The sequence below is a fragment of the Microbacterium sp. CFBP 13617 genome (assembly GCF_014839445.1).
In the GTDB taxonomy this organism is placed as follows: Bacteria; Actinomycetota; Actinomycetes; order Actinomycetales; family Microbacteriaceae; genus Microbacterium.
In genome coordinates this window covers 90,109-111,293 of sequence record NZ_JACYNW010000004.1, presented here as the reverse complement: position 1 = coordinate 111,293, position 21,185 = coordinate 90,109, and the positions used below count along the sequence as shown (strand labels likewise).

Annotated in this window: 21 protein-coding genes and 1 tRNA gene; 3 read left to right on the top strand and 19 right to left on the bottom strand. The window is 70.4% G+C overall.

The features are described 5' to 3' along the window. Nucleotides 1–3: 3 nt before the first annotated feature. From IFU40_RS12445 to rplK, 5 genes are all read right to left on the bottom strand, one after another. Nucleotides 4–813 carry an amino acid ABC transporter ATP-binding protein gene (locus tag IFU40_RS12445; protein WP_274605366.1) on the bottom strand — a complete coding sequence of 270 codons (810 nt, stop codon included), beginning with the start codon at nucleotides 811–813 and terminating at the stop codon, nucleotides 4–6. Continuing rightward, the gene (locus IFU40_RS12440) at nucleotides 800–1,465 is read right to left on the bottom strand and encodes an amino acid ABC transporter permease (protein ID WP_055838837.1); all 666 of its coding nucleotides are present in this window, start codon (nucleotides 1,463–1,465) and stop codon (nucleotides 800–802) included. The genes IFU40_RS12445 and IFU40_RS12440 overlap by 14 nt, the downstream gene beginning before the upstream one ends. Before the next feature lie 129 nt (nucleotides 1,466–1,594). Then, on the bottom strand, nucleotides 1,595–2,401 hold the full coding sequence (locus tag IFU40_RS12435; RefSeq protein ID WP_055838840.1) for an amino acid ABC transporter substrate-binding protein: 807 nt from the start codon (nucleotides 2,399–2,401) through the stop codon (nucleotides 1,595–1,597). Nucleotides 2,402–2,575: 174 nt separating this feature from the next. Continuing rightward, nucleotides 2,576–3,268, bottom strand: coding sequence for a 50S ribosomal protein L1 (gene rplA / locus IFU40_RS12430; protein ID WP_055838843.1), 693 nt, complete (start codon nucleotides 3,266–3,268; stop codon nucleotides 2,576–2,578). An 11-nt stretch (nucleotides 3,269–3,279) separates the two neighbouring features. Next, nucleotides 3,280–3,711 carry a 50S ribosomal protein L11 gene (rplK, locus tag IFU40_RS12425; RefSeq protein ID WP_055838847.1) on the bottom strand — a complete coding sequence of 144 codons (432 nt, stop codon included), beginning with the start codon at nucleotides 3,709–3,711 and terminating at the stop codon, nucleotides 3,280–3,282. Between the two features lie 392 nt (nucleotides 3,712–4,103). Here rplK and IFU40_RS12420 point away from each other — a divergent pair, with 392 nt between their 5' ends. Continuing rightward, the gene (locus IFU40_RS12420) at nucleotides 4,104–5,063 is read left to right on the top strand and encodes a type IV toxin-antitoxin system AbiEi family antitoxin domain-containing protein (RefSeq protein ID WP_191926531.1); all 960 of its coding nucleotides are present in this window, start codon (nucleotides 4,104–4,106) and stop codon (nucleotides 5,061–5,063) included. A gap of 157 nt (nucleotides 5,064–5,220) precedes the next feature. Here the strand turns inward: IFU40_RS12420 and nusG are convergent, their stop codons facing one another. The 8 genes from nusG to gabT all read right to left on the bottom strand — a co-directional run bounded on the left by nusG (nucleotide 5,221) and on the right by gabT (nucleotide 13,681). Continuing rightward, nucleotides 5,221–6,357, bottom strand: a complete 1,137-nt coding sequence (gene nusG, locus IFU40_RS12415) for a transcription termination/antitermination protein NusG (protein ID WP_191926530.1) — start codon at nucleotides 6,355–6,357, stop codon at nucleotides 5,221–5,223. A gap of 60 nt (nucleotides 6,358–6,417) precedes the next feature. Continuing rightward, on the bottom strand, nucleotides 6,418–6,693 hold the full coding sequence (secE, locus tag IFU40_RS12410) for a preprotein translocase subunit SecE (RefSeq protein WP_055838856.1): 276 nt from the start codon (nucleotides 6,691–6,693) through the stop codon (nucleotides 6,418–6,420). 42 nt (nucleotides 6,694–6,735) lie between these two features. Further along, nucleotides 6,736–6,808, bottom strand: a tRNA-Trp gene (locus IFU40_RS12405). A gap of 170 nt (nucleotides 6,809–6,978) precedes the next feature. Continuing rightward, a complete protein-coding gene (locus tag IFU40_RS12400) occupies nucleotides 6,979–8,340 on the bottom strand; it encodes an NAD-dependent succinate-semialdehyde dehydrogenase (protein WP_191926529.1) in 1,362 nt (453 codons plus the stop codon). Continuing rightward, entirely contained in the window at nucleotides 8,303–9,907 is a 1,605-nt protein-coding gene (locus IFU40_RS12395; RefSeq protein WP_191926528.1) for an APC family permease, read from the bottom strand. The genes IFU40_RS12400 and IFU40_RS12395 overlap by 38 nt, the downstream gene beginning before the upstream one ends. Then, the gene (locus tag IFU40_RS12390; RefSeq protein WP_191926527.1) at nucleotides 9,904–10,776 is read right to left on the bottom strand and encodes a universal stress protein; all 873 of its coding nucleotides are present in this window, start codon (nucleotides 10,774–10,776) and stop codon (nucleotides 9,904–9,906) included. Before IFU40_RS12390 ends, IFU40_RS12395 begins: the two co-directional genes overlap by 4 nt. Then, entirely contained in the window at nucleotides 10,773–12,233 is a 1,461-nt protein-coding gene (locus tag IFU40_RS12385; protein WP_191926526.1) for a flavin monoamine oxidase family protein, read from the bottom strand. Before IFU40_RS12385 ends, IFU40_RS12390 begins: the two co-directional genes overlap by 4 nt. 98 nt (nucleotides 12,234–12,331) lie before the next feature. After that, nucleotides 12,332–13,681 carry a 4-aminobutyrate--2-oxoglutarate transaminase gene (gene gabT / locus IFU40_RS12380; RefSeq protein ID WP_191926525.1) on the bottom strand — a complete coding sequence of 450 codons (1,350 nt, stop codon included), beginning with the start codon at nucleotides 13,679–13,681 and terminating at the stop codon, nucleotides 12,332–12,334. A 92-nt stretch (nucleotides 13,682–13,773) separates the two neighbouring features. Between gabT and IFU40_RS12375 the strand changes: the two genes are divergently transcribed. Further along, nucleotides 13,774–15,309, top strand: coding sequence for a PucR family transcriptional regulator (locus tag IFU40_RS12375; protein WP_191926524.1), 1,536 nt, complete (start codon nucleotides 13,774–13,776; stop codon nucleotides 15,307–15,309). A gap of 74 nt (nucleotides 15,310–15,383) precedes the next feature. Here the strand turns inward: IFU40_RS12375 and IFU40_RS12370 are convergent, their stop codons facing one another. The 6 genes from IFU40_RS12370 to IFU40_RS12345 are packed head-to-tail and all read right to left on the bottom strand — an operon-like array spanning nucleotide 15,384 to nucleotide 20,341. Beyond that, a complete protein-coding gene (locus IFU40_RS12370; protein ID WP_070409405.1) occupies nucleotides 15,384–16,238 on the bottom strand; it encodes a MurR/RpiR family transcriptional regulator in 855 nt (284 codons plus the stop codon). Further along, a complete protein-coding gene (gene phnE, locus IFU40_RS12365; protein WP_191926523.1) occupies nucleotides 16,225–17,052 on the bottom strand; it encodes a phosphonate ABC transporter, permease protein PhnE in 828 nt (275 codons plus the stop codon). The genes IFU40_RS12370 and phnE (IFU40_RS12365) overlap by 14 nt, the downstream gene beginning before the upstream one ends. Continuing rightward, the gene (gene phnE, locus IFU40_RS12360) at nucleotides 17,049–17,843 is read right to left on the bottom strand and encodes a phosphonate ABC transporter, permease protein PhnE (RefSeq protein WP_055838880.1); all 795 of its coding nucleotides are present in this window, start codon (nucleotides 17,841–17,843) and stop codon (nucleotides 17,049–17,051) included. Before phnE (IFU40_RS12360) ends, phnE (IFU40_RS12365) begins: the two co-directional genes overlap by 4 nt. Further along, nucleotides 17,840–18,658, bottom strand: coding sequence for a phosphonate ABC transporter ATP-binding protein (phnC, locus tag IFU40_RS12355; protein WP_055838883.1), 819 nt, complete (start codon nucleotides 18,656–18,658; stop codon nucleotides 17,840–17,842). The genes phnE (IFU40_RS12360) and phnC overlap by 4 nt, the downstream gene beginning before the upstream one ends. Next, nucleotides 18,655–19,629, bottom strand: a complete 975-nt coding sequence (gene phnD / locus IFU40_RS12350) for a phosphate/phosphite/phosphonate ABC transporter substrate-binding protein (RefSeq protein WP_191915937.1) — start codon at nucleotides 19,627–19,629, stop codon at nucleotides 18,655–18,657. Before phnD ends, phnC begins: the two co-directional genes overlap by 4 nt. Before the next feature lie 25 nt (nucleotides 19,630–19,654). After that, the gene (locus IFU40_RS12345; RefSeq protein WP_191926522.1) at nucleotides 19,655–20,341 is read right to left on the bottom strand and encodes an HAD family hydrolase; all 687 of its coding nucleotides are present in this window, start codon (nucleotides 20,339–20,341) and stop codon (nucleotides 19,655–19,657) included. A gap of 124 nt (nucleotides 20,342–20,465) precedes the next feature. Between IFU40_RS12345 and IFU40_RS12340 the strand changes: the two genes are divergently transcribed. Beyond that, on the top strand, nucleotides 20,466–21,089 hold the full coding sequence (locus IFU40_RS12340; protein ID WP_191926521.1) for an amino acid deaminase: 624 nt from the start codon (nucleotides 20,466–20,468) through the stop codon (nucleotides 21,087–21,089). Nucleotides 21,090–21,185: the final 96 nt, after the last annotated feature.

Below are 21,185 nucleotides of genomic sequence, written 5' to 3'. Positions count from 1 at the left end.
ACGCTACTCCGGGAGTTCGGACGTCCCGGTCGGATCGGGGCCGTCGAGGGGGTGCAGCAGGCGGTTCAGGAAGCGACGCGTGCGCTCCTTCTTCGGCGCGCGGAGCAGATCCGCGGGGGCGCCCCGCTCCACGATCACGCCCTCGTCGAAGAACAGGACCTCGTCGGCGACCTCGCGGGCGAAACCGAGCTCGTGCGTGACGATGACCATCGTCCAGCCCTCGTTCGCGAGTTCCCGCAGCACCGTCAGCACCTCGCCGACGAGTTCGGGGTCGAGAGCGCTCGTCGGCTCGTCGAAGAGCAGCAGCTGCGGCTGCAGCGCCAGGGCCCGAACGATGCCGACGCGCTGCTGCTGGCCGCCCGAGAGCTCCGACGGATAGGCGTCACGCTTCTCGGCGAGTCCGACACGGGCCAAGAGAGTCTCGGCGCGTGCGATCGCGTCGGCCTTCGGCACGCCGTGCGCCTGGATGGGCCCCTCGGTGACGTTCTGCAGCACCGTGAGGTGCGGAAAGAGGTTATGGTGCTGGAACACCATCGCCGATCGGTCGCGCAGAGCCGTGCGATCGACCTTCGACACCTTGGGCGCCGAGAAATCGACGACCGGACCGCCGTCGAACGCCACCACGCCGGCATCCGGGGTCTCGAGACCGTTCAGGCAGCGCAGCACCGTCGTCTTGCCCGACCCCGAGGGACCGATCAGCACCAGCACGTCACCGCGCCGCACCGACAGGTCGACGCCGTCGAGAACGCGGTTGTCGCCGAAGCTCTTCTCGAGACCCGTGACCTGCAACAACGGGGCGTCAGTGGGCGACATGGCGGTCCAATCTCTTCTCGAGAGCGTTCTGCCCGAACGACAGCACCAGGCAGAACAGCCAGTAGATGAGCGCGGCCTCGAGGTACACCGCCATGAACTCGTACGAGAACGCGGCGATGTTCTGGGCCTGGCGGAACAGCTCCGACACGAGGATGAGCGACGCCAGCGAGCTGTCCTTCACGAGCGAGATGAACGTGTTCGACAGCGGAGGGACCGACACCCGCGCGGCCTGCGGGAGGATGATGCGGGTCAGCGTCTTGCGGTGCGAGAGGCCGACGGTGTGCGCCGCCTCCCACTGCCCGCGCGGGACCGACAGGATCGCGGCGCGGATCACCTCGGCCGCGTAGCCGCCGACGTTCAGCGAGAAGGCGATGACGGCCGCGGGGAACGGGTCGATGACGACACCGATCGCGGGAAGGCCGTAGAAGATCACGAACAGCTGCACCAGCAGCGGCGTGCCGCGGATGACCGAGATGTAGAACCGCGCGAAGCCCGAGAACACGACGTTGCGCGACAGACGCAGCAAGGCCATCGCGAGTGCCAGAGCGAGCCCGATCGCGAACGAGGCCAGTGACAAGGGGATGGTGCCCGTGAGGCCCGCCAGCAGCATGGGCCAGAACGAGTCGAGCATCAGCGTCCAGATGTCGTTCATGGGCCTCCTTTCTCCGGTGGGCTCGGGGCCCGACTCCTCGCGCGCGCGTTCGCACACGCCGACGCGGACCGTCCGCCTCCCACGCTAGAGGGGGAAGGCGGACGATCCGCGGGGGTTTACAGCCGGGTGTTACTGGGTGACGTCGGCGCCGAAGTACTTCTGGCTGATCTCGGCGAGCGTGCCGTCGGCGCGCAGCTCCTCGAGGGCGCCGTCGACGGCCTCGGCGAGCTTGTCCTGACCCTTCTTGAACGCGAAGGCGCTCTCGGAGGTGTCGTCGGTCTCGGCGGCGATCTTCAGACCCGTCGGGCTGTTGGTCTTCTCGTAGTCGAGGTAGGTCAGCTGGTCGTTGATGGTGGCCTCGACGCGACCCTGCTTCAGCAGCGCGACGGCCTGCGCCCAACCCTCGACGGCCTCGACCTGCGCGCCGCTGTCGGTGGCGAGCTCGTACCAGTTGCTCGTGAGCGACTGGGCGGTGGTCTTGCCCGAGAGGTCGGCGAAGCTCGAGATCGCGCTGTCGTCCTCGTTCGTGACGATCACGCCACGCGACACCGTGTACGGCGCGCTGAAGGTGTACTTCTCCTGGCGCTCGGGGTTGATCGACACCTGGTTGGCGATGACGTCGAAACGACCGGCATCCAGGCCCGCGAAGATCGCGTCCCACTGGGTCTCTTGGAACTTGACCTGCAGACCCAGCTTGTCGGCGACGGCCTTCGCGATCTCGACGTCGAAACCGGTCAGATCGCCCGCGCCCTCGTGGAACGAGAACGGGCGGTAGGTGCCCTCGGTGGCGACGGTGAGGGTGCCGTCCGAGATGAGGCCGAGATCGGCTCCCGCTCCGGGCGTCGCCTCGGACGACGCACCGCCGCTGCAGGCGGTCAGCGCGAGGGCGCTGAGCCCCAGGGTGGCGGCGAGGACGGTCAAACGACGACGGGGCATAGCTGTTCCTGACATGGGTGATGTGGGGACAAGTGATGGGGGGAGGGCACACGTAGCGCCCCTCAGCACAACACGTTCACCCGCCGGACTCTTCCCGGATGACGCCGTGTTGCACGTCCGTGCACGCGAAAGCCCCGCCGGCACGAGGCGCAGCGGGGCTTTCGGTGACGGATGTCAGGCGAGGACGTTGACGTCCAGCGGGATGCCGGGGCCGAACGTGGTCGACACCGCACCCTTCTGGATGTAACGGCCCTTCGAGCTCGACGGCTTGAGGCGGACGATCTCCTCGAGCGCGGCGGCGATGTTCTCGTCGAGCTGCTCGGCCGAGAACGACGCCTTGCCGACGACGAAGTGCACGTTGGCGTGCTTGTCGACGCGGAACTCGATCTTTCCGCCCTTGATCTCCTCGACGGCCTTGGCCGGGTTGGGGGTGACGGTGCCGGTCTTGGGGTTCGGCATGAGGCCGCGGGGTCCGAGGACCTTACCGAGGCGTCCGACCTGGCCCATGAGCTCGGGCGTGGCGACGGCCGCGTCGAACGACGTGTAGCCGGCGGCGACCTTCTCGATGAGCTCGGTGCCACCGACCTCGTCGGCGCCGGCGGCGAGAGCCGCTTCGGCCGCGGGGCCGTTGGCGAAGACGATGACGCGCGCGGTCTTGCCCGTGCCGTGGGGCAGGATGACCGTGCCGCGGACCATCTGGTCTGCCTTACGGGGGTCGACCGAGAGCTTCAGCGCGACCTCGACGGTCGAGTCGAACTTCTTCGAGCCGGTCTCCTTCGCGAGGGCGACGGCCTCGGTCGGGGTGTAGAACGTGTCGGCCGCGATCTTCTCAGCAGCGGCGCGGAATGCCTTGGACTTGGTAGCCATTGTTATCTCCCTCAGTCCTCGACCGTGATGCCCATGGAACGGGCGGTGCCGGCGATGATCTTCGAGGCGGCCTCGATGTCGTTCGCGTTCAGGTCGGGCTGCTTCGTGGTGGCGATCTCGCGAACCTGGTCCTTGGTGAGCTTGCCCACCTTGACCGTGTGAGGCGTCGACGAGCCCTTGGCCAGGCCGGCCGCCTTCTTGATGAGCTCCGCCGCGGGCGGGGTCTTCAGGACGAACGTGAAGCTGCGGTCTTCGTAGACCGTGATCTCAACGGGGATGACGTTGCCGCGCTGGGCTTCGGTCGCCGCGTTGTAGGCCTTGCAGAACTCCATGATGTTGACGCCGTGCTGACCGAGCGCCGGACCGATGGGCGGCGCGGGGTTGGCCGCGCCCGCCTTGATCTGGAGCTTGATCAGGCCGGTCACCTTTTTCTTGGGTGCCATATCCTTTTCCTCTCTCGAGCGGGGGCCTTGCGGCTCCCTCTCTCCCGCGCATCCGGCGGTTCCGGACAGCGGTCATCGTCGCGCTGACGCACGAGCAACCTTTTCATCATACGCCATGGCGCCGGCATCCTGCGTCTTCTCCTGGCCCGCGCAGTCGCCCGCGCGGTCACGTCTCTCGGGTCGCCGCCCCGCCGCGGTCATCGGTGGCTCCATCCGCGCGATGCGCCGTCTCGGGGCCCTGCCCGGTCCGCACCCCCTGCATAAACGCTCATCCTGCGCATAAACGGTCAGGCAGCGCGTTTATGCGCAGGATCGGCGTTTATGCGTCGGGAGGGGTGGCAGTTGTCCACAGGCCGCACATCGCCTACCGGCCGACCTGCCACCCTCGCCGAATGGATGCCATCCCCCGATCGCTGCGTGGATCACCGGTGCACCTCTTCCGTGCGTCGAGCCTGGTGGGCACCGCGCCGTACCCGTCGCGCGATGCGAGCCTGCACAAAGTACGGCCCGGCGTCTACGCCGCCCGGGACGCATGGAACGCGCTCGCCCCCTGGGACCGGTACCTCGCCCGCGTGCACGCCTTTGCGCTCGTTCGCGCCGATGCCGTGTTCTCGCACGAGTCGGCCGCATCGGTGCTCGGGCTGACGACGTTCGGCCACCCTCCCAACATCCACATCTTCGATACGCGGCGTTCGCGTTCGGTGGCGTACGGCGATGTCACCGCGCACACGAGCGCCGACGCGCGATCGGTGCAGCGGGTCGGCGGCATCCATCTCACGACCGCCGAAGACCTGGTCGTCGATCTCGCGCGCGTTCTGCCGCCGGCGTTCGGCCTCGCCGTCGCGGATGCGGCCCTCCGCGACTCCTCGCTCTCGCGCGACGAGGTGATCGATCACGCCGCGGCGCAACGGAACACGTTCCGGATGAAGCGCGTGGAATGGGTGCTGACTCGGGCCACCCCGCTCTCGGAGTCCGCGGGAGAATCCCTGAGCCGAGCGGTCATCGAGTGGTGCGGATTCCCCGCGCCGACGCTCCAGATGACGCATCGTCTCGAGGGGCGGACGTATCGCTCGGACTTCAGTTGGCCGGAGCAGAAGGTCATCGGCGAATCAGATGGGTGGCTCAAGTACGGCGGCGACGATCCCGTCGCGGCCGCCGAGGCCGTTCGCGCCGAGAAGCGCCGCGAAGACAGCTTTCGGCGTGCCGGTTGGCGTGTCGCCCGGTGGGATTACGCGGGGGCGCTCGGCGCAGACGGACTACGCGCGGCTCTCGCCGCTGCCGGGCTCGCGCCGTCGCGCCGCGAAGACCCCGCTGCCCTGGGGTCGGTGGGGCGAAACCCGCGCTCGCGGTGATCCTCCTCCGGGCATAAACGCCGATCGTGCGCATAAACGGTCAGGGAGCGCGTTTAGGCGCAGGATCAGCGTTTATGCGAGAGGTGCGACGGTGCGCGGAACGACGAACGCCCCGCCGGCCGGAGCCGAGCGGGGCGTTCGTGCGACGCCGGAGGCGTCAGAGCATCTTGGTGACCTGGTCGAACGACAGCTCGACCGGGGTCTCGCGCTCGAAGAGCGACACGAGCACGGTGAGCTTGCCGCTCTCGGGCTTGATCTCGCTGATCGTGCCGGGTAGGCCCGCGAACGAGCCTTCCTTGATCGTGATGGTCTCGCCGGTCTCGAAGTCGACCTCGGCGGGGATGACGCGCGCCGTGGTGGGCGAACCCTTGGCGGCACCCGACTTCGAGGGAGCGGCTTCCTTGACCTCGACGAGGCTCTTCAGCATGTTGAAGGCCTCTTCGAAACGCAGGGGGGTCGGGTTGTGGGCGTTGCCCACGAAGCCGGTGACACCGGGCGTGTGACGCACGACCGACCAGGTGTCTTCGTTGAGGTCCATGCGCACCAGCACGTAGCCGGGGATGCGCACGCGCGTGACCATCTTGCGCTGGCCGTTCTTGATCTCGACGACGTCCTCCATGGGGACCTCGACCTGGTAGATGTCGTCCTCGACCTCGAGCGTCGACTTGCGCTGCTCGATGTTGGCCTTCACCTTGCGCTCGAACCCGGCGTAGGAGTGGATGACGAACCACTTGCCGGGGAGCGAGCGGAGCTCGGCGCGGAAAGCGTCGTACGGGTCGACGTCGTCGTCTTCGGCGTCGGCGTCATCGAGATCGATGGGGGCCTCGGCGGCGTCGGCGGGCGACTCGGAGGCCTCGACCTCGTCGACCACACCGGCGGCGGCGGCGACCTCGTCGACGAAGTCCTGGTCGAGCACGGGGGCGTCGGGCTCGCCGTTGACGTCGGGACCGTCGTAGGGGGTGACCTCGTCGGCAGCCTCGGCGTCCTCTTCGGCCTGCTCCTCGGCGAGGGCGTCGTTGAGCACCTCGGCGGCGGCCTCGGCCTCGCTGGTCTCGTCGATCTCGAGAGCGTCGTTCACGATCGCGTCCGCCTCCGGGTCGGTGATGTCGATGTCGCCGAGGTCGGCGTCATCGGTGTCGGTCTCGTCGTCGACGATGTGGATGGCAGCGTGCTCGGCCGAGTCGGAGGCGTGCTCCTGCGAGGCCAGCACGTTGCCCTCCTGGGCTTCGTCATCCTCGCTCGACTGCTCGGCCGCGGTGGCCCAATCGGCGTCGTCGACATATCTTTCAGACACTGTGATCTCTTCCGTTCAGAGGCGGCCGCTCTTGGCGCCGCGCGTCCGCCCAGACGCCGGTCAGGCGCCGGCGGTACCGGGGACGCCGAAGACGGCGGTGGTGATCCACACGAACAGCACGTCGAGGCCGTAGACGATCGCCATCATGACGACAACGAACCCGAGGACGACGGCGGTGAACTTGAGCAGTTCCTGCCGCGTCGGGGTGACGACCTTGCGGAGTTCCGCGAAGACCTGACGGATGAAGAGAGCGATCCGCGCGAAGAAGTTGAGCTTCTTCTCGCGGGGCGCGCCGCGATCAGCGACGACTTCGCCCTTCGTCTCGTCCTGCGTCATCGAACCACCTAGGTCTCTGTCTGTGCCAGCGTGCGCTGTGCGCAGGGCGGACAGGAATCGAACCTGCAACCTGCGGTTTTGGAGACCGCTGCTCTGCCAATTGAGCTACCGCCCTAAGATCCCGAGGGATCCAGGATTCGAAACCGACATGCGAACGCCTGGAATCTCTCGGGGAGGATGCCGAGTGCCCGGGGGCACGGCGAAAGAATGCAGATTTCGACTGCACTCCCCAGTCTATGTCATGTCCCCCGACGAGGCGAACCGGGCCGGGGGACGCGACATCGGTCAGGCCGTGCGGATGAGCTTCTTGTTCACGAACTCGTCGGCCGCGAGAAGGCCCATCTCGCGGGAGGTGCCGCTGCGCTTCACGCCGCCGAACGGCAGCTCCGGCGAGTCGGCGAGCACGACGTTGACGTAGACCATTCCGGCCTCGATCTGATCGGCGATGCGCTGGGCCTGCTCGGCATCCGTGGTGAACACGTACGAGCCCAGGCCGTATCCGGTGTCGTTGGCGATCGCCACGGCCTCGTCTTCGCCCGAGACCCGGTAGACGGTGCCGACGGGTCCGAAGAACTCCTCGCCGTAGGCGTCCATCTCGGGCGTCACACCGGTGAGGACGGTGCCCGGGTAGAAGGCGCCGTCGCGGGTGCCGCCGACCTCGACGGTCGCGCCCTGGGCGATCGCTCGCTGCACCTGCTCGTCGAGGCGTTCCGCCGCGGCCAGCGACGACAGCGGACCGAGCACGGTGTCGTCGGCGAACGGGTCGCCGACCTTGGCCTCGCCGAGCGCAGCCGAGAACTTCTCGACGAACGCGTCGTACAGGTCGTCGACGACGAGGAACCGCTTCGCTCCGTTGCACGACTGCCCGTTGTTGTCGAGGCGCGCGTCGACCGCGGCCTGCACGGCGGCGTCGAGGTCGTCGGTGGAGAGCAGGATGAAGGGGTCGGAGCCACCGAGCTCGAGCGCGACCTTCTTGAGGTGGCGGCCGGCCAGCTCGGCCACGGCCGAGCCCGCGCGCTCGGAGCCCGTCACCGACACTCCCTGCACGCGACGGTCGGCGATGATCGTCGCCGCCTGATCGTTGGTCGCGCGGATGTTGACGTAGGCGCCCTCGGGGAAGCCCGCGTCGGTGTAGATCGACTGCAGGGCTTCGGCCGACTCGGGGCACTGGGGGGCGTGCTTGAGCAGGATGGTGTTTCCGACCGCGAGGTTCGGGGCGGCGAAACGGGCGACCTGGTAGTACGGGAAGTTCCACGGCATGATGCCGAGCAGCACGCCGAGACCGGAGCGCCGGATGACCGCGGAGCCCTCGCCGAGGATGTCGATGGGGGTGTCGCCGGTGATCTTGTCGATGTTGTCGGCGTAGTACTCGGTGATGTCGGCCGCGAAGTCGACCTCGCCGAGCGCCGCCTCGAGGGGCTTGCCCATCTCGCGCACGATGATCGCGGCGAGGTCGTCGCGGCGGTCGCGGTGCAGCTGCGCCGCGCGGCGAAGGGCGTCGGCGCGCTCGGCCGGGGCCGTGCGCGACCACGCGCGGTAACCGTCGTGAGCGGAGGCGATCGCGCTCTGCACTCCTTCGTCGGACAGCGTGTCGTACTCGGCGAGGGTCTCACCGGTGGCGGGATTGACGACGGCGTAGTCGCTCATGGTGCTCCTTTTCGTTTCGTTGACGGCGGGCGCTGGCGGGCGCCTCGCGTCCCAGCGTCTCACCGCGGAAGAAGGCGGGGCTGGCGATGCGCTGGGCGATCATCAGGACCACGCCGACCACGATGATCACGACGGTGATGACGAAGACCAGTCCGACGCCGGCGATCTGCGAGCCCGAGCCGTAGTCGGGGCTCGCGCTGTCGATGAGGGTGGTGACGAACAGCACCGCGAGGATTCCCCCGCCCACGAGCGGGGCCAGCAGCGTCAGCAGGACGTTGCGCACCGAGTCGAACCACTGCTTGCGGAAGTACCAGACGCACGCGAAGGCGGTGAGCCCGTAGTAGAAGCAGATCATCGCGCCGAGGGCCGTGATGGTGTCGGTCAGCACGTTCTCGCTGAGCACGCGCATGATCGCGTAGAACGCCGAGGCGACGACCGCCGAGACGATCGTGGCGTAGCCCGGGGTGAAGAACCGCGGGCTCACCTTCGCGAACTTCTTCGGCAGGGCGTCGTAGTGCGCCATGGCCAGCAGGGTCCGGGCGGGCCCCACGAAGGTGGCCTGGAGCGAGGATGCCGAGCTGGTGAGGACCGCGAGAGACACGAGGAACGCGAGGGGCCCGAGGATGGGTCCCGAGAGGTGGAAGAAGACGTTCTCCTGGATGTCGGGGTTGCCCAGGCCCAGCTCCCCCGTGCCGTTTCCCGCGAACATCAGCAGGGCGACGGCGATCACCAGGTACAGCGCCACGATGAGGAAGACCGTGACGGTGGCCGCGCGGCCCGGGGTGCGGTCGGGGTCCTTCGTCTCTTCGTTCATGGTGAGGATGACGTCCCATCCCCAGAAGATGAAGATCGACAGCGACAGACCGGCGGCGAAGGCGCTGAACGAGGGCACCTCGAAGGGGTTGAACCACGACAGCTGCACGGGGCTGGGGTCGACGGCGTTGCCGTTCATCGTCTCGACGACCGCCGCGCCCGCGAAGACGAGCAGCACGAGGATCTGGAAGCCGACGAGGCCGTACTGCAGGCGCTGGGTGGTCTGCAGGTCGCGGTACGACACCACCGTGGCCAGGAACATGAACACCAGGCACACCGCGATGTTGATCGGGACGACGCGGGTGAGCTCCGCGATCTCGGCGTTGCCGCTGAGCTGCGCGATCAGCAGGAAGAGGAAGTCCACCGCGATGCCGGCGAGGTTGGAGAGCACGATGACGGTGGCGGCCACCAGACCCCATCCGGCCATCCAGCCCACCCAGGGGCCGAAGGCCCGCGCCGCCCAGGTGAACGAGGTGCCGGCATCCGGCATCCGGGAGTTCAGTTCGCGGTAGCCGAGGGCCACCAGCAGCATCGGGATGAAGCCGACGAGGATGATCGCGGGAACCTGGAACCCGACCGCCGAGACCGTCGGACCGAGTGCCCCGGTGAGCGTGTACGCCGGGGCGATGGTGGAGATGCCGATGACGACGGCGCCGATCATCCCGATCGAGCCGACGCGCAGGCCCTTGTTGGAGATGCCGGTGGTGACGGGGCTGTCGGGTGCGGGGCTCGCGCCGTTGCGAGAGGTGGTCATGGGGCCTCCGAGGTGCGGGGCACCACGATCATGGGAACGGGAAGGGCCCGCAGGATGCGTCCTGCGGTGGATCCGAGGAACAGGCGCCGGGGCTGGGCGAGCCGGCTGGAGCCGACCAGGGCGATCTCGCCCGGCATCCACTCGATGCGCCCGACGGCGTCTTCGATGTCGGAGCCGGCGCCCACCACCGCGTGGGCCTCGATCTCGGGCGGGAGCGCGGCGCGAACGGTCTCGAGCACCTCCTCGGCGTGGGCCTGTCCGGTCAGACGGGTCAGCCCCGCGTCGACGCGGGCGGGGAGGTCGACGCCCGCGAGCGAGAGCAGCCGGAGCGGTGCCTGCGCGCGGGCCGACAGGGATGCCGAGGACTCGAGCAGCACGTCGGCACCCGGCCGCGTGCCGATCGCCGCGGTGATGCGCGGAAGACCCGCGTCGACGGCGATGTCGCGCGCGCCCTCGGGGGCCAGGGCCACCGGGACGGGAGCGGCGTGCACGAGCTCCTCGGCGGTGGTGCCGAGGCGGTGCCGACCGCGCGGTCCCCCACCTCCGGTGCCGACGACGATGAGGCCCGCGTCGAACTCCTCGGCGGCGGCGACGAGTCCGGCTGCCACCCCGTGCGCGGGACGCACGTGCCCCCGGATGCCGGATCCCCCGACCCGCGCGAGACCGTCGCGCAGCCAGTCGCGTGCCGTGTCGGCGACGAGCCGGTCGTAACCGGCGTCGGCGGGGATCGAGACGTTGTTCTCGGCCGCGGGCAGCACGATCACCGCGTGGACGGGCGCGTCGAGGGCGTTCCCGAGCCGCGCCGCGAGGGCGAGGGCGTCGGCACCCGCCTCGGTGGCGGTGTAGCCGACGACGATCGCGGAACTCATCCGCGCGTCCGCTCGAGGATCTCCTGCGCCGCGCGGTGACCCTGGCGGATCGCGCCGTCGACGTGCTGGTAGCCCGCGCCGGCCATGTCGCTGCACGCGACGTGGATCGCGCCGACGGGCTCCCGCAGGTCGGCGCCGTAGCGGTGGAGACCGCCGAGGTCGAAGCTCGCGGCGTAGGCGCCGCGCGTCCACTCCTCGGTGCCCCAGTCGCTCTCGTAGTAGACGACCGTGTTCTTCGCCTCGGGCCCGTAGTAGTGCGAGAGCGACTCGAGGATGCGCTCCTTGCGCTCCTCGGCGCCCAGACGGAACAGGTCGTCGGCGTTCTGGTCGGACACGAAGCCCACCAGCGTGCCGCGCTCGTCACCGTGGTTGGTGTTGTCGTAGGCCTCGTGCACCAGCTCGTAGGGGCTGAACGCGGTGCCCGACTGACCCTGCGCGCGCCAGAACGGCGTCTCGTAGACGGCGTGCACCTTGATGACGAAGCCCATCGAGATGTGCTGGTGCATCTGGTGCTGGAGCCGGGGCAGGGGCGGCTCGAACGAGATGCGGGGGTAGAGCACGGGCGCGAGCGCCAGGATGGCGAAGCGTGCGCGCACGGTCAGGCCGTCGGCGATGACGGTGACTCCCGCGGCGGAGGCCTTCGTGGCCTCGACGCGAGCGGTCAGAGCGCGCAGCTCGTCGACCCGCTGCCCCGTCGCCGAGTCCGCAGCGCGGTCGGGCGTGGCCGAATCGGCACCCCAGATGATGCGGCGCACCGGCTGGTTGAGGAAGACGTCGTCGCCGAGACGCTCGGCGAGCAGTTCGGGCACCGCCTGCAGGCCACCGGCGACGCGCTTGTCGAGGATGAAGTCGGCGTCGACGAGGTTCGAGTACGAGCCCGCCGATGCCGCCATGAGCAGCGACTGCAGCAGCGAGAAGGTGTGGGTCGGCTTGGTGAGCATCGCCGAGCCGGTGGCGAAGGCGAGGTTGCGGACGGCCTCGTCGTCGTCGGTCTGCTGACGCAGCCATGCGTCCCACGAGACCGTGTCCCACTCGGCGGCGTTCGGGTGCTCCCAGGGACGGTCGGGGTCGATCTCGGCGACCATGGCGTCCAGGCGCACGGTGATCTCGTCGATGATCTTCTCGGTCGAGGCGGCCACCGGGAACATCTCGCCGGTGAAGCGCTTCGCTTCGCCGTCGGCTCCGACGTACACGCTGTCGCCCTCGCGGTAGCGGCTGTAGGTCGTGAGCCCTAGCTCCTCGACGGTGTCGATGAGCGCCTGCTGGTCGGGCGAGACCCACTGACCGCCGAGCTCGAGCATCGCGCCCTCGACCACGTCGGTCCACAGTCGCCCGCCCACGCGGTCGCGCGCCTCGAGGACGGCGACCGAGAGGCCGGCCTTGCGCAGGTCGTTGGCGGCGGTGAGACCGGCGGCGCCGGCTCCGATGACGACGACGTCTCGGGTGATCTCGTCCATGGAAGCTTCCTTACTTGTCGTTCGCTCGGGAATGTCGTGGGTGGTCCCGACGGCGGCGGGTGTGTGCATGCTGCTCCGCGCCACCGCCGGGACGAGTGTCAGTTGCGCGACAGGGCGGCCGCGACGACGTCGAGGCCCTCGTTCAGCAGCTCGTCGCCGATCGACAGCGGCGGCAGGAACCGGATGACGTTCCCGTAAGTACCGCACGTGAGCACGATCACCCCCTCGGCGATCGCGGCCTTCGCCACGGCCGAGGTGAGGGCGGCGTCGGGTGCTCCGGTGGTGGGGTCGACGAACTCGGCCGCGATCATCGCGCCGTGGCCGCGCACGTCGCCGACGCGCGGGTCGTTCGCCTGCAGCTCGTGCAGACGGCGCGTGAGCAGCTCGCCGATCTGCTGCGCGCGCTCGAGGAACCCCTCGTTCTCGAAGGCGTCGATGGAGGCCAGGGCCGCGGCGCAGGCGATCGGGTTGCCGCCGTAGGTGCCTCCGAGACCGCCCGTGTGGGTGGCATCCATGATGTCGGCGCGACCGGTGACGGCCGCCAGCGGCAGCCCGCCGGCGATGCCCTTGGCGGTGGTGACGAGGTCGGGGACGATGCCGAACAGCTCGCTCGCGAACATCGCGCCGGTGCGGGCGAAGCCCGACTGCACCTCGTCGGCGATGAAGACGACGCCGTTGTCGTGGCACCAGTCGACGATCGCGTTGAGGAATCCGTCGGCGGGGACGATGAAGCCACCCTCGCCCTGGATGGGCTCGATGATGACGGCGGCGAGATTCTCGGCGCCGACCTGCTTCTCGATGAGCGAGATGGCCTTGGCCGCGGCCTCGGGGCCCGTCAATCCGTCGCGGAAGGGGTACGACAGGGGCGCGCGGTAGACCTCGGCGGCGAAGGGGCCGAAGCCGCTCTTGTACGGCATGTTCTTGGCGGTGAGCGCCATCGTGAGGTTGGTGCGGCCGTGGTACGCGTGGTCGAAGGCGACGACGGCCTGGCGGCCGGTGTGCTTGCGCGCGATCTTGACCGCGTTCTCGACGGCCTCGGCGCCGGAGTTGAACAGCGCGCTCTTCTTCTCGTGGTCGCCGGGGGTGAGCCGGTTGAGCGCCTCGGCGACGGCGACGTACGAGTCGTACGGCGACACCATGAAGCACGTGTGGGTGAAGGCGGCGACCTGATCCTGGACGGCCTTGACGACGGCGGGGTGGGCGTTGCCGACGCTCGTGACCGCGATGCCCGCACCGAGGTCGATGAGGGAGTTGCCGTCGGCGTCGACGACGACTCCGCCGCCCGCGGCGACCGCGTGGATGGGGACGGTGTGGCCGACACCGGATGCCACGGCCGCGGCCTTGCGGTCGAGGAGCTCCTGCGAGCGGGGGCCGGGGATGGCGGTGACGAGGCGGCGCTCCTGGACGAGGGACGGACCGCCGACGGTGGGGAGGGTGTCGAGGCTCATGGCGGCGATGCTACGGACGCGGCGTCTCGGCCCGCACTCTCCCCCCTGTACAGTCGCAGGCACTGTCGTATACGTCTTGTACAGGAGGACTCATGGTCGACACCGCCGTCGCCCCACCGAGCCTGCGCGCCCTCCTGGCTCGAGCCGACCTGGGCCTGGGCCTGATCGTCGACGAGGCCGCCCTTCCCGCCGGCAGCGTGGACCGCCCCGTGCGATGGGTGCACTCCAGCGACCTCGCCGATCCCACTCCGTTCCTCAGCGAGGGGCTGGTGCTGCTGACCACCGGCACCCAGTTCGCCGACGTGACCCCCGCCGACTACGAGGCCTACGTCGGGCGGCTGCTCGCCCGCGGGGTGCGGGCGCTGGGATTCGGCACCGAGGTCGTGCGCGACGGCATCCCCGCGGGGCTGACCGCCGCCTGCCTCGCGGCGGGGATGCCCCTGTTCGAGGTGCCCTACCGCACGCCGTTCATCGCCGTGGCCCGCGCCGGAGCCGAGGCGATCGCCGCCGACGCCTACGCCCGCCGCAGCTGGTCGCTCGCCGCCCAGCGGGCCGTCTCGCTGGCGGCGCTGCGCCCCGACGGTCTGGCCGCCACCCTCGCCGAGCTCTCGCGACAGCTCGACTGCTGGGTCGGCCTCTTCGACGCGGCCGGGGCCGTGCGCACCGAGTACCCCGTCGACGCCCTCGCCCCTGCGGCGCTCGACGCGGTGACGGCGGAGGTGACGACGATGCTGCACCGCGGCACGCGCGCCGCGTCGACGCTGCGGATCGACGGGACCGCGGTGAGCCTGCAGACCCTCGGCCGGGGCGGGCATCTGCGCGGCGCTCTCGCGATCGCCGCCGACGACCTCGACCACGAGGCCCGCAGCGTGGTGACGGCCGTGGTGGCGATGGCCGCCCTCGTCCTCGAGCAGCAGGATGGGCTGGGCCGCGCGATCGGCACCTTCCGCGCGGGACTCGTGCAGTCGCTGTGCACCGACGACCCCGCTCTCGCCCGCCGCGCGTCGCGGGATCTGTTCGGCCCCCTTCCCACGGCCCCCGTGGTGGTGGCGCTCACCCCCGCCACGGCCGCGCGCTCCGGTGCGCTGGCCGAGTGGCTCGAGATGCGTGCGTCGGAACGGCGGGGGGAGCTGTTCTTCGGCCGGGGCGACGACGGGTTCGTCGTGGTCGTGCCCGCCGCGGCTCGAGGACTGCTCGACGAGATCGCGGATCGCTTCGAGATCGTCGTCGGATGCTCCGCCCCGACCGGGTACGAGGCGTTCTCGAGCGCTCTCGCGCAGGCTCGGACCGCGCGCGAGCGGCTCTCGACCCCCGGGGTCGCCGACTTCGCCGACACGGCGCGGGCGGGACTTCTCGCCGCGCTCGGCTCCGAAGCCGCCCGGAGCGTCGCCGCGGGGGTGCTGACGCCCCTGCGTGCGCACGACGAGGCGCAGGGCTCCGCACTGCTCGAGACCGTCGACGCCTGGCTCACCCACGACTGCTCGCACGAGGCGACCGCTCAGGCTCTCGGCATCCATCGCCACACCGTGCGCGCGCGCATCGCGCAGGCCGAACGGGTGCTCGGGCGCGACCTGTCGTCGTTCGCGGCGCGGGCGGAGACCTGGACGGCGTTGCGTCTGGCCGAGTAGCGGCGCCGACGGCCGGTACACCGGCGCCCGGATCGCGGGGTCACGTCGGCCGGACGAATGCCCCGCACCGGCGGTCAGCCGGCGTCGCCGAGGTTGTCGGAGAGGATCTCGAGCACACGCTCGCGCGAGAGATCGGCCTCCCCCGCCCGCGCGCGCGCCACGGCGTCGACGAAGGCCTCGGCGAAGACCGCGTGCGCGATGCGCGAGGTGTGTTCGAGCTCGTCGCGGAAGGTTCCGCCCGAGGCGAGCACCAGCGAGAGATCGGCGCGCTCCGTGAGGGGCGACGCCATGAACGAGGTCACCGCGATCACTCGAGCGCCCGCGGCGCGCGCCGCCTGAGCCGCGCGGAGGCTCGCCTCGTTTGCCCCCGACCCGCTGATCACGACGCACACGTCGTCGGCCGAGAGGTGCCGCGCGGCGATCTGCTGACCGATCGGGTCACCGAGGGTCTCGGCGGGGCGACCCACCGCGGTCAGGCGCATCGCGAGATCGGTCGCGACCGGAGCCGACAGGCCGCTCGCCACCACCAGCAGCCGTCGCGCACCCACGACCGCCTCGACGGCGGCGTCGACCCCGTCGGCATCCAGCAGGCTCGTGGCCGCGCGAAGGTCGTCGGCGATGCGATCGATGGCCGAGCGGATGCCGCCCAGGGCGCCGTCGCCCGCGTCGGTCGTCGGCGCCGGTCGACGCCCGCGCTCGGCGGCGAGGGCCACGCGCAGCTGCGGATACCCGCGGTACCCGAACGTCTGGCAGGCGCGCACGACCGTGGACCGTCCCACCCCGACGCGGTCGGCGAGCTGCTGCGCGGTCAGCTCGATCACGGCATCCGGGTCGTCGACGATGAGGTCGGCGACACGGCGTTCGCTGGGCTGCAGGGAGTTGCGCACCGCGGCGATCCGCGCGGTCGTGGGCACCTCAGCTGCGGACACGAGGACCCTCCATGATGCGGCGGCGGATGCGGGCCGAGACCGCGTCGATCGCGACGGTGACGATGACCACGACGATCAGGAGCATGCCGACCGTCGACCACTCACGGTACTGGGTGTACGAGGTGAGCATGTCGCCGATGCCACCCACTCCGATGAGCCCGAGCACGGCCGAGGCGCGCACGTTGATCTCGAAGCGGTAGAGCCAGAAGGACAGGAAGGTGGGAGCAGCCTGGGGCCACACACCCCACCGCAGCACCTGCGCGGTGGATCCCCCCGCCGCGCGGGCGGCCTCGATCGGCCCCGGGGTGACGTTCTCGACGGCTTCGTAGCCCCACTTGCCCAGGGTTCCGACCCCGCCGATCGCGAGGGCGAGAGCGCCGGTGAGAGGGGTGAGACCCGTCACCGAGAGGATGATGATCGCGAAGACGAGCTCGGGGACGGCCCGCACGAGCGAGAAGACGAAGCGCAGCACGGCGCGCACCGGCGCCGGACCGAAACCGCGCGCCGAGATCAACGACAGGGGCGTCGCGATCAGGATGCCGAGGACGGTGCCGATCCACGCCATCTCGACGCTGCGCCAGGTCTGCCAGAGGGCCTCGGGGAGCTTGGCCCAGTTCGGCGAGACGAACATGAGCCCGAGGTAGCGCGCGATCTCGGCGGGCAGTTCACCGAGCCGCGACCACGTGATGTCGGCGGACCAGAACGCGGCGACGACGATGACGCCGACCACCAGCCACGACAGGGTGCGCAGGGGCCGTCGACGGCGGGGCGGTAGGTCGAGGGCCGCGGGGCGGGCGGGGGCGAGGGCGGTCATACGAGTCTCCGGCGGATCGCGTCGCTGACGGCGTCGAGCACGACGACGATCACGAGGATCTCGACGATGACGAGCGACAGCTGGTCGTAGCGGTAGAAGGTGCGCACGGCGTCGATGAGCAGGCCGATGCCGCCCGCGCCGACCAGGCCCAGCACGGTGGAGGCACGGACGTTGAGCTCGAAGACGTAGAGCGTCTGCGACACGAACGCGGGCCAGGTGTCGGCCAGGGCGATCGCGCGGTTGATCTGCGTCTGCGTCGCCCCCGCGGCCCGTCCCGCCTCGAGCGGGCCGATGTCGCTCGCATCGATCGACTCCGACACGAGCTTGACGATGATGCCGACGTTGAACAGCACCAGCGCCAGGATGCCGGGAAGAGCCCCGACTCCGACCATCGCGACGAGCACGGCGGCGTACACGAGCTCCGGCACGGCGCGGATGACGTTCAGGATGCCGCGCACCAGCGACCGCGTCCACCCCGTGGGGTTGGTGGGTCGAGCGGCCCAGAAGCTCAGGGGCAGCGACACCGCGGCCCCCACCGCCGTGCCGATGACGGCCATCTGCAGCGTCTCGAGGATGGGGCCGACCGTCCGCGGGAAGAACGACCAGTCGGGCGTGAGCAGTTCGCCCACCCGCAGAGCACCCTGCTGCCAGTTGCGGGCGATGGCCCCGACGTCGAGGCCCACCCCGACCACCGGCAGGCACATGAAGACGGTCACCGCGACGACGACGCCCGCGGCGGTCCACGGCATCCATCGGCCCTTCGGGCGGGTGGGGACGCTCAACGCCGTCATCGCTCGAGCCTGTCGGCGGCGGTCACCGAGCGACCGTAGATCTGGGCGAAATCTGCGTCGGTGGCGGATGCCGCCGGCCCGTCGTAGACGATCTCCCCGGCCCGCATGCCGATCATGCGCGTGCCGTACTCGCGGGCGAGGTCGAGCAGGTGCAGGTTGACCAGCACCGTGATGCCGAGGTCGACGTTGATGCGACGCAGGTCGTCCATGACGCCGCGGGCGGTGGGCGGGTCGAGGCTCGCGACCGGTTCGTCGGCGAGCACGATGCGGGGCTGCTGGGTGAGCGCGCGGGCGATCGCGACGCGCTGCTGCTGGCCGCCCGACAGCGCCGAGGCGCGGTCCCACACCTTGGGCAGCAGGCCGACCCGGTCGAGGGCCTCGAAGGCGAGGCGTCGGTCGTCTTCGCGATACGCGCCGAGGAGCGTGCGCCACAGCGGGGTGTGCGCGAGGCGCCCGACCAGCACGTTGTTGAGCACGCTCGTGCGCCCGGCGAGGTTGAAGCTCTGGAACACCATGCCGATGTGCCCACGGAGTTCGCGCAGGCGCCGACCGGAGGCCCCGTCGACGCGGCGACCGCCGACCTCGACGACGCCGGAGGTCGCGGGCACCAGACCGTTGATCGTGCGGATGAGCGTGGACTTACCCGAGCCCGAGAGACCCACGACGGCGATGAGCTCGCCGGGCGCGATGTCGACGCTCACGTCGCGCAGCCCCATGGTGCCGTTGGGGTAGCGCACCGAGACGCCGTCGAGACGGATGCCCCAGGGCGCCGAGGCCTGCGCCTCGACGCCCGGGGTGAGCGAACCGGTCGTCACTGGAGTCCGAGCTGCTGAGCGGCGCGGGCGACGACGTCGAGCGAGGCGGGGTCTGCCGGAGCGAGCTTGGTGATCGAGTAGACGGCCTTCAGAGCCGCCGAGCCCTCGTCGGTGGTGGAGTACTCGGCGAGCGCCGACGAGATCTTCTGCTGCAGCTCGGGCGAGAGGTCCTTCGAGACGGCTACGCCGTCGTTGGGGATCTCGGCGGTGAGGCCGAAGACGACGACCTTCTGGCCCACGTCGGGCTTGTCCTTCTTCACCAGGGTGCGGGCGTCCCAGAAGCTGAACCCGACCTCGGCGTCGCCGTTGTAGACCGCGAGCACTGAGGCGTCGTTGGCCGTGACGGGCACCTGCTGGAAGCCGCTGTCGATGTCGACGCCGGCCTCTTTCAGCGCGAGCATCGGGTAGATGTAGCCGGCGGGCGATCCCGGGCCGAGGACGGCGACCTTGGCTCCGGCGATCTTGGTGATGCTGTCGAGACCGGCGGGTCCCTGCAGTGCGTCGGCGCCGTTGCAGAACGACATGCCGTCGCGCTCGACCACGGGGGTGTCGCAGTACTTGTCGGGGTCGTTCGTCATGAACTGGCCCGGATAGGTGATGTTGCCGTTGCGCTCGGTCTGCAGCACGACCGAGGCACCGTATCGGTCGTTCGCCTGCCACAGCTGCAGCGAGGGCAGGAAGCCGATCTGGGCCTGACCCGCGCCCATCGCCTCGACGGCGGCCTGGTAGTCCTTTGACACGACACCGCTGACCGGGATGCCGAGCTTCTCGGTGAGCATGTCGGTGAGGGGCTTCGCGGTGTCGACGAGGTTGGCCTGGTCCTGAGAGGGGACGAGGGCGAGCACCAACGAGCTGGGGTCGGCGGCGGGTTCGGAGGCGGCGCCCGCGGTACCGGAGCAGCCGGCCAGGGCGATCGAGGCGAGAGCGGCGGTGGCGAAGGCCGCGGCGAGACGGATGCGACGAGTGTTCATGATTCCTCTGCGATTCGGGTGGGGTTCAGGCGTGGGAGGGGAGGTGATCGGCGGGGGGAGCGTCGACGTGGGCGGCGCCGACCCACTCGGCGAGCGCGGGCAGCAGCTCATCGAGGGTGTCGGCACGGAAGGTGGGGTCCGCGGCCGGATCGGCGTAGCCGCCGACCAGGGCGGTGGCGAGACTGCGGGCGTGGGCGGGGGCGAGGTCGTTGCGCCAGACGTCACCGATGGCGAGGACCGGGGTGCCGGCGGCGAGCTGATCGAGAAGCAGTTCGAGACCGGCGGGCTTCGCGGCGTCCGTGACGATCCGGTCGAACAGGCCGTTCAGGCCCATGGCGGCCAGCGCCTCGTCGAGTCGCGTCGCCGGGGCGTTCGTGACGAGCAGGCGCTCGGCATCCACCTCGGCGAGGAACCCGGCCAGTTCGGCGGCGGTCGACACGGGCGCATCGGGGCCCGCCAGCTGCGCGCGGCTCGTCGAGTAGGCCGAGGCCAGCGCGGCGTCGTCGACCCCCGCGTCGAGCGCGAGGCGTCGGACCGCATCGTACCCGTCGATGACGTCGGCCGAGGGCGCGGCGAGGTGGGCCGAGACGGTGGAGACGAAGTCGGCGGCGGATGCCGTGTGCACGGCGACCGCGCGGGCGTAGGCCAACAGGGGGCCGTCGCCGAGGGCGACGGTACCGTCGAAGTCGAAGATGAGGACGGGGCGGGGCACGGGGGAACTCCTGTCGTGGACGTTGCGTCCATGGTGCACCTCAAATATGGACGCTATGTCCACGCCGTGTAAACGCTGGATGAACGGCTCCTGTGCGCCCCGGCTCACGGCTTAGCGTGAAGCGGTGACCTCCTCCCCCGCTCTCGACACCGCCGCGGCGCTCGGTGCCCTCGACCCCTCGTCGGCGATCTCGTCTCTGCCGTGGCTCGCGGCATCCCTCGCCGAGGACGCCGCCGCGGGCCGGTTCGCCGCGTGGGGCCGCTCGACGGTGGTCGACGAGAACGTCGGGGAGGCGGTGCTCTCCCGGGCACTGTTCGACGAGCTGCACCTGCGGGCAGAGCTCGAGGCCTCGTGGCCCGTCGGTAACGCCGGCCTGCTGCACGTTTACGGCTACCTGCTGTCGACCACGCCCACCCCCTACGGCCTCAAGCGCGAACGGTGGCTCACCGACGACCTGGCTCTCGCCTGCGGCCTCGAGGGCGGGGCGTTCTCACCCTGGGACCCGTCGGGCTCGTTGCTCTCACGCGTCACCGCCGCCGCGGCATCCCTTCTCTCCCGCGCCGACGCGATCGACGAGGCCGTCGAGGGCCGCTCGACCCGCATCGCTCTCGGCGACCCGCTCCCCGACGGTGCCGCCGCCCTGGCCTACGCGGTCGACGGTCTCATCGTCACGATGTTCCCCGTCGCCGACCCCGCCGCCCTGCGGTCGGGACTCGGCGCCCCGCGGCTGCGGTGGAACGCTGCCTGACCCCCGCCGTGCGCGAGAGCTCACCCGATCGTGGCGAGACCACGCGATCGGCGCGGCCCGGGGCGTGCGCGCACGGGCGAAGCGTCCGCTCCCGGG

Coding starts and splice junctions, on each gene's coding strand:
- IFU40_RS12435 (WP_055838840.1), bottom strand. CDS start 2,401: ATGCCCCGTCGTCGTTTGACCGTCCTCGCCGCCACCCTGGGGCTCAGC.
- phnE (WP_055838880.1), bottom strand. CDS start 17,843: ATGACGGCGTTGAGCGTCCCCACCCGCCCGAAGGGCCGATGGATGCCG.
- IFU40_RS12385 (WP_191926526.1), bottom strand. CDS start 12,233: ATGGACGAGATCACCCGAGACGTCGTCGTCATCGGAGCCGGCGCCGCC.
- rplA (WP_055838843.1), bottom strand. CDS start 3,268: ATGGCTACCAAGTCCAAGGCATTCCGCGCCGCTGCTGAGAAGATCGCG.
- IFU40_RS12390 (WP_191926527.1), bottom strand. CDS start 10,776: ATGAGTTCCGCGATCGTCGTCGGCTACACCGCCACCGAGGCGGGTGCC.
- rplK (WP_055838847.1), bottom strand. CDS start 3,711: ATGGCACCCAAGAAAAAGGTGACCGGCCTGATCAAGCTCCAGATCAAG.
- phnD (WP_191915937.1), bottom strand. CDS start 19,629: ATGAACACTCGTCGCATCCGTCTCGCCGCGGCCTTCGCCACCGCCGCT.
- IFU40_RS12375 (WP_191926524.1), top strand. CDS start 13,774: ATGGTCGACACCGCCGTCGCCCCACCGAGCCTGCGCGCCCTCCTGGCT.
- phnE (WP_191926523.1), bottom strand. CDS start 17,052: ATGACCGCCCTCGCCCCCGCCCGCCCCGCGGCCCTCGACCTACCGCCC.
- IFU40_RS12395 (WP_191926528.1), bottom strand. CDS start 9,907: ATGACCACCTCTCGCAACGGCGCGAGCCCCGCACCCGACAGCCCCGTC.
- IFU40_RS12440 (WP_055838837.1), bottom strand. CDS start 1,465: ATGAACGACATCTGGACGCTGATGCTCGACTCGTTCTGGCCCATGCTG.
- secE (WP_055838856.1), bottom strand. CDS start 6,693: ATGACGCAGGACGAGACGAAGGGCGAAGTCGTCGCTGATCGCGGCGCG.
- IFU40_RS12420 (WP_191926531.1), top strand. CDS start 4,104: ATGGATGCCATCCCCCGATCGCTGCGTGGATCACCGGTGCACCTCTTC.
- IFU40_RS12400 (WP_191926529.1), bottom strand. CDS start 8,340: ATGAGCGACTACGCCGTCGTCAATCCCGCCACCGGTGAGACCCTCGCC.
- gabT (WP_191926525.1), bottom strand. CDS start 13,681: ATGAGCCTCGACACCCTCCCCACCGTCGGCGGTCCGTCCCTCGTCCAG.
- IFU40_RS12445 (WP_274605366.1), bottom strand. CDS start 813: ATGTCGCCCACTGACGCCCCGTTGTTGCAGGTCACGGGTCTCGAGAAG.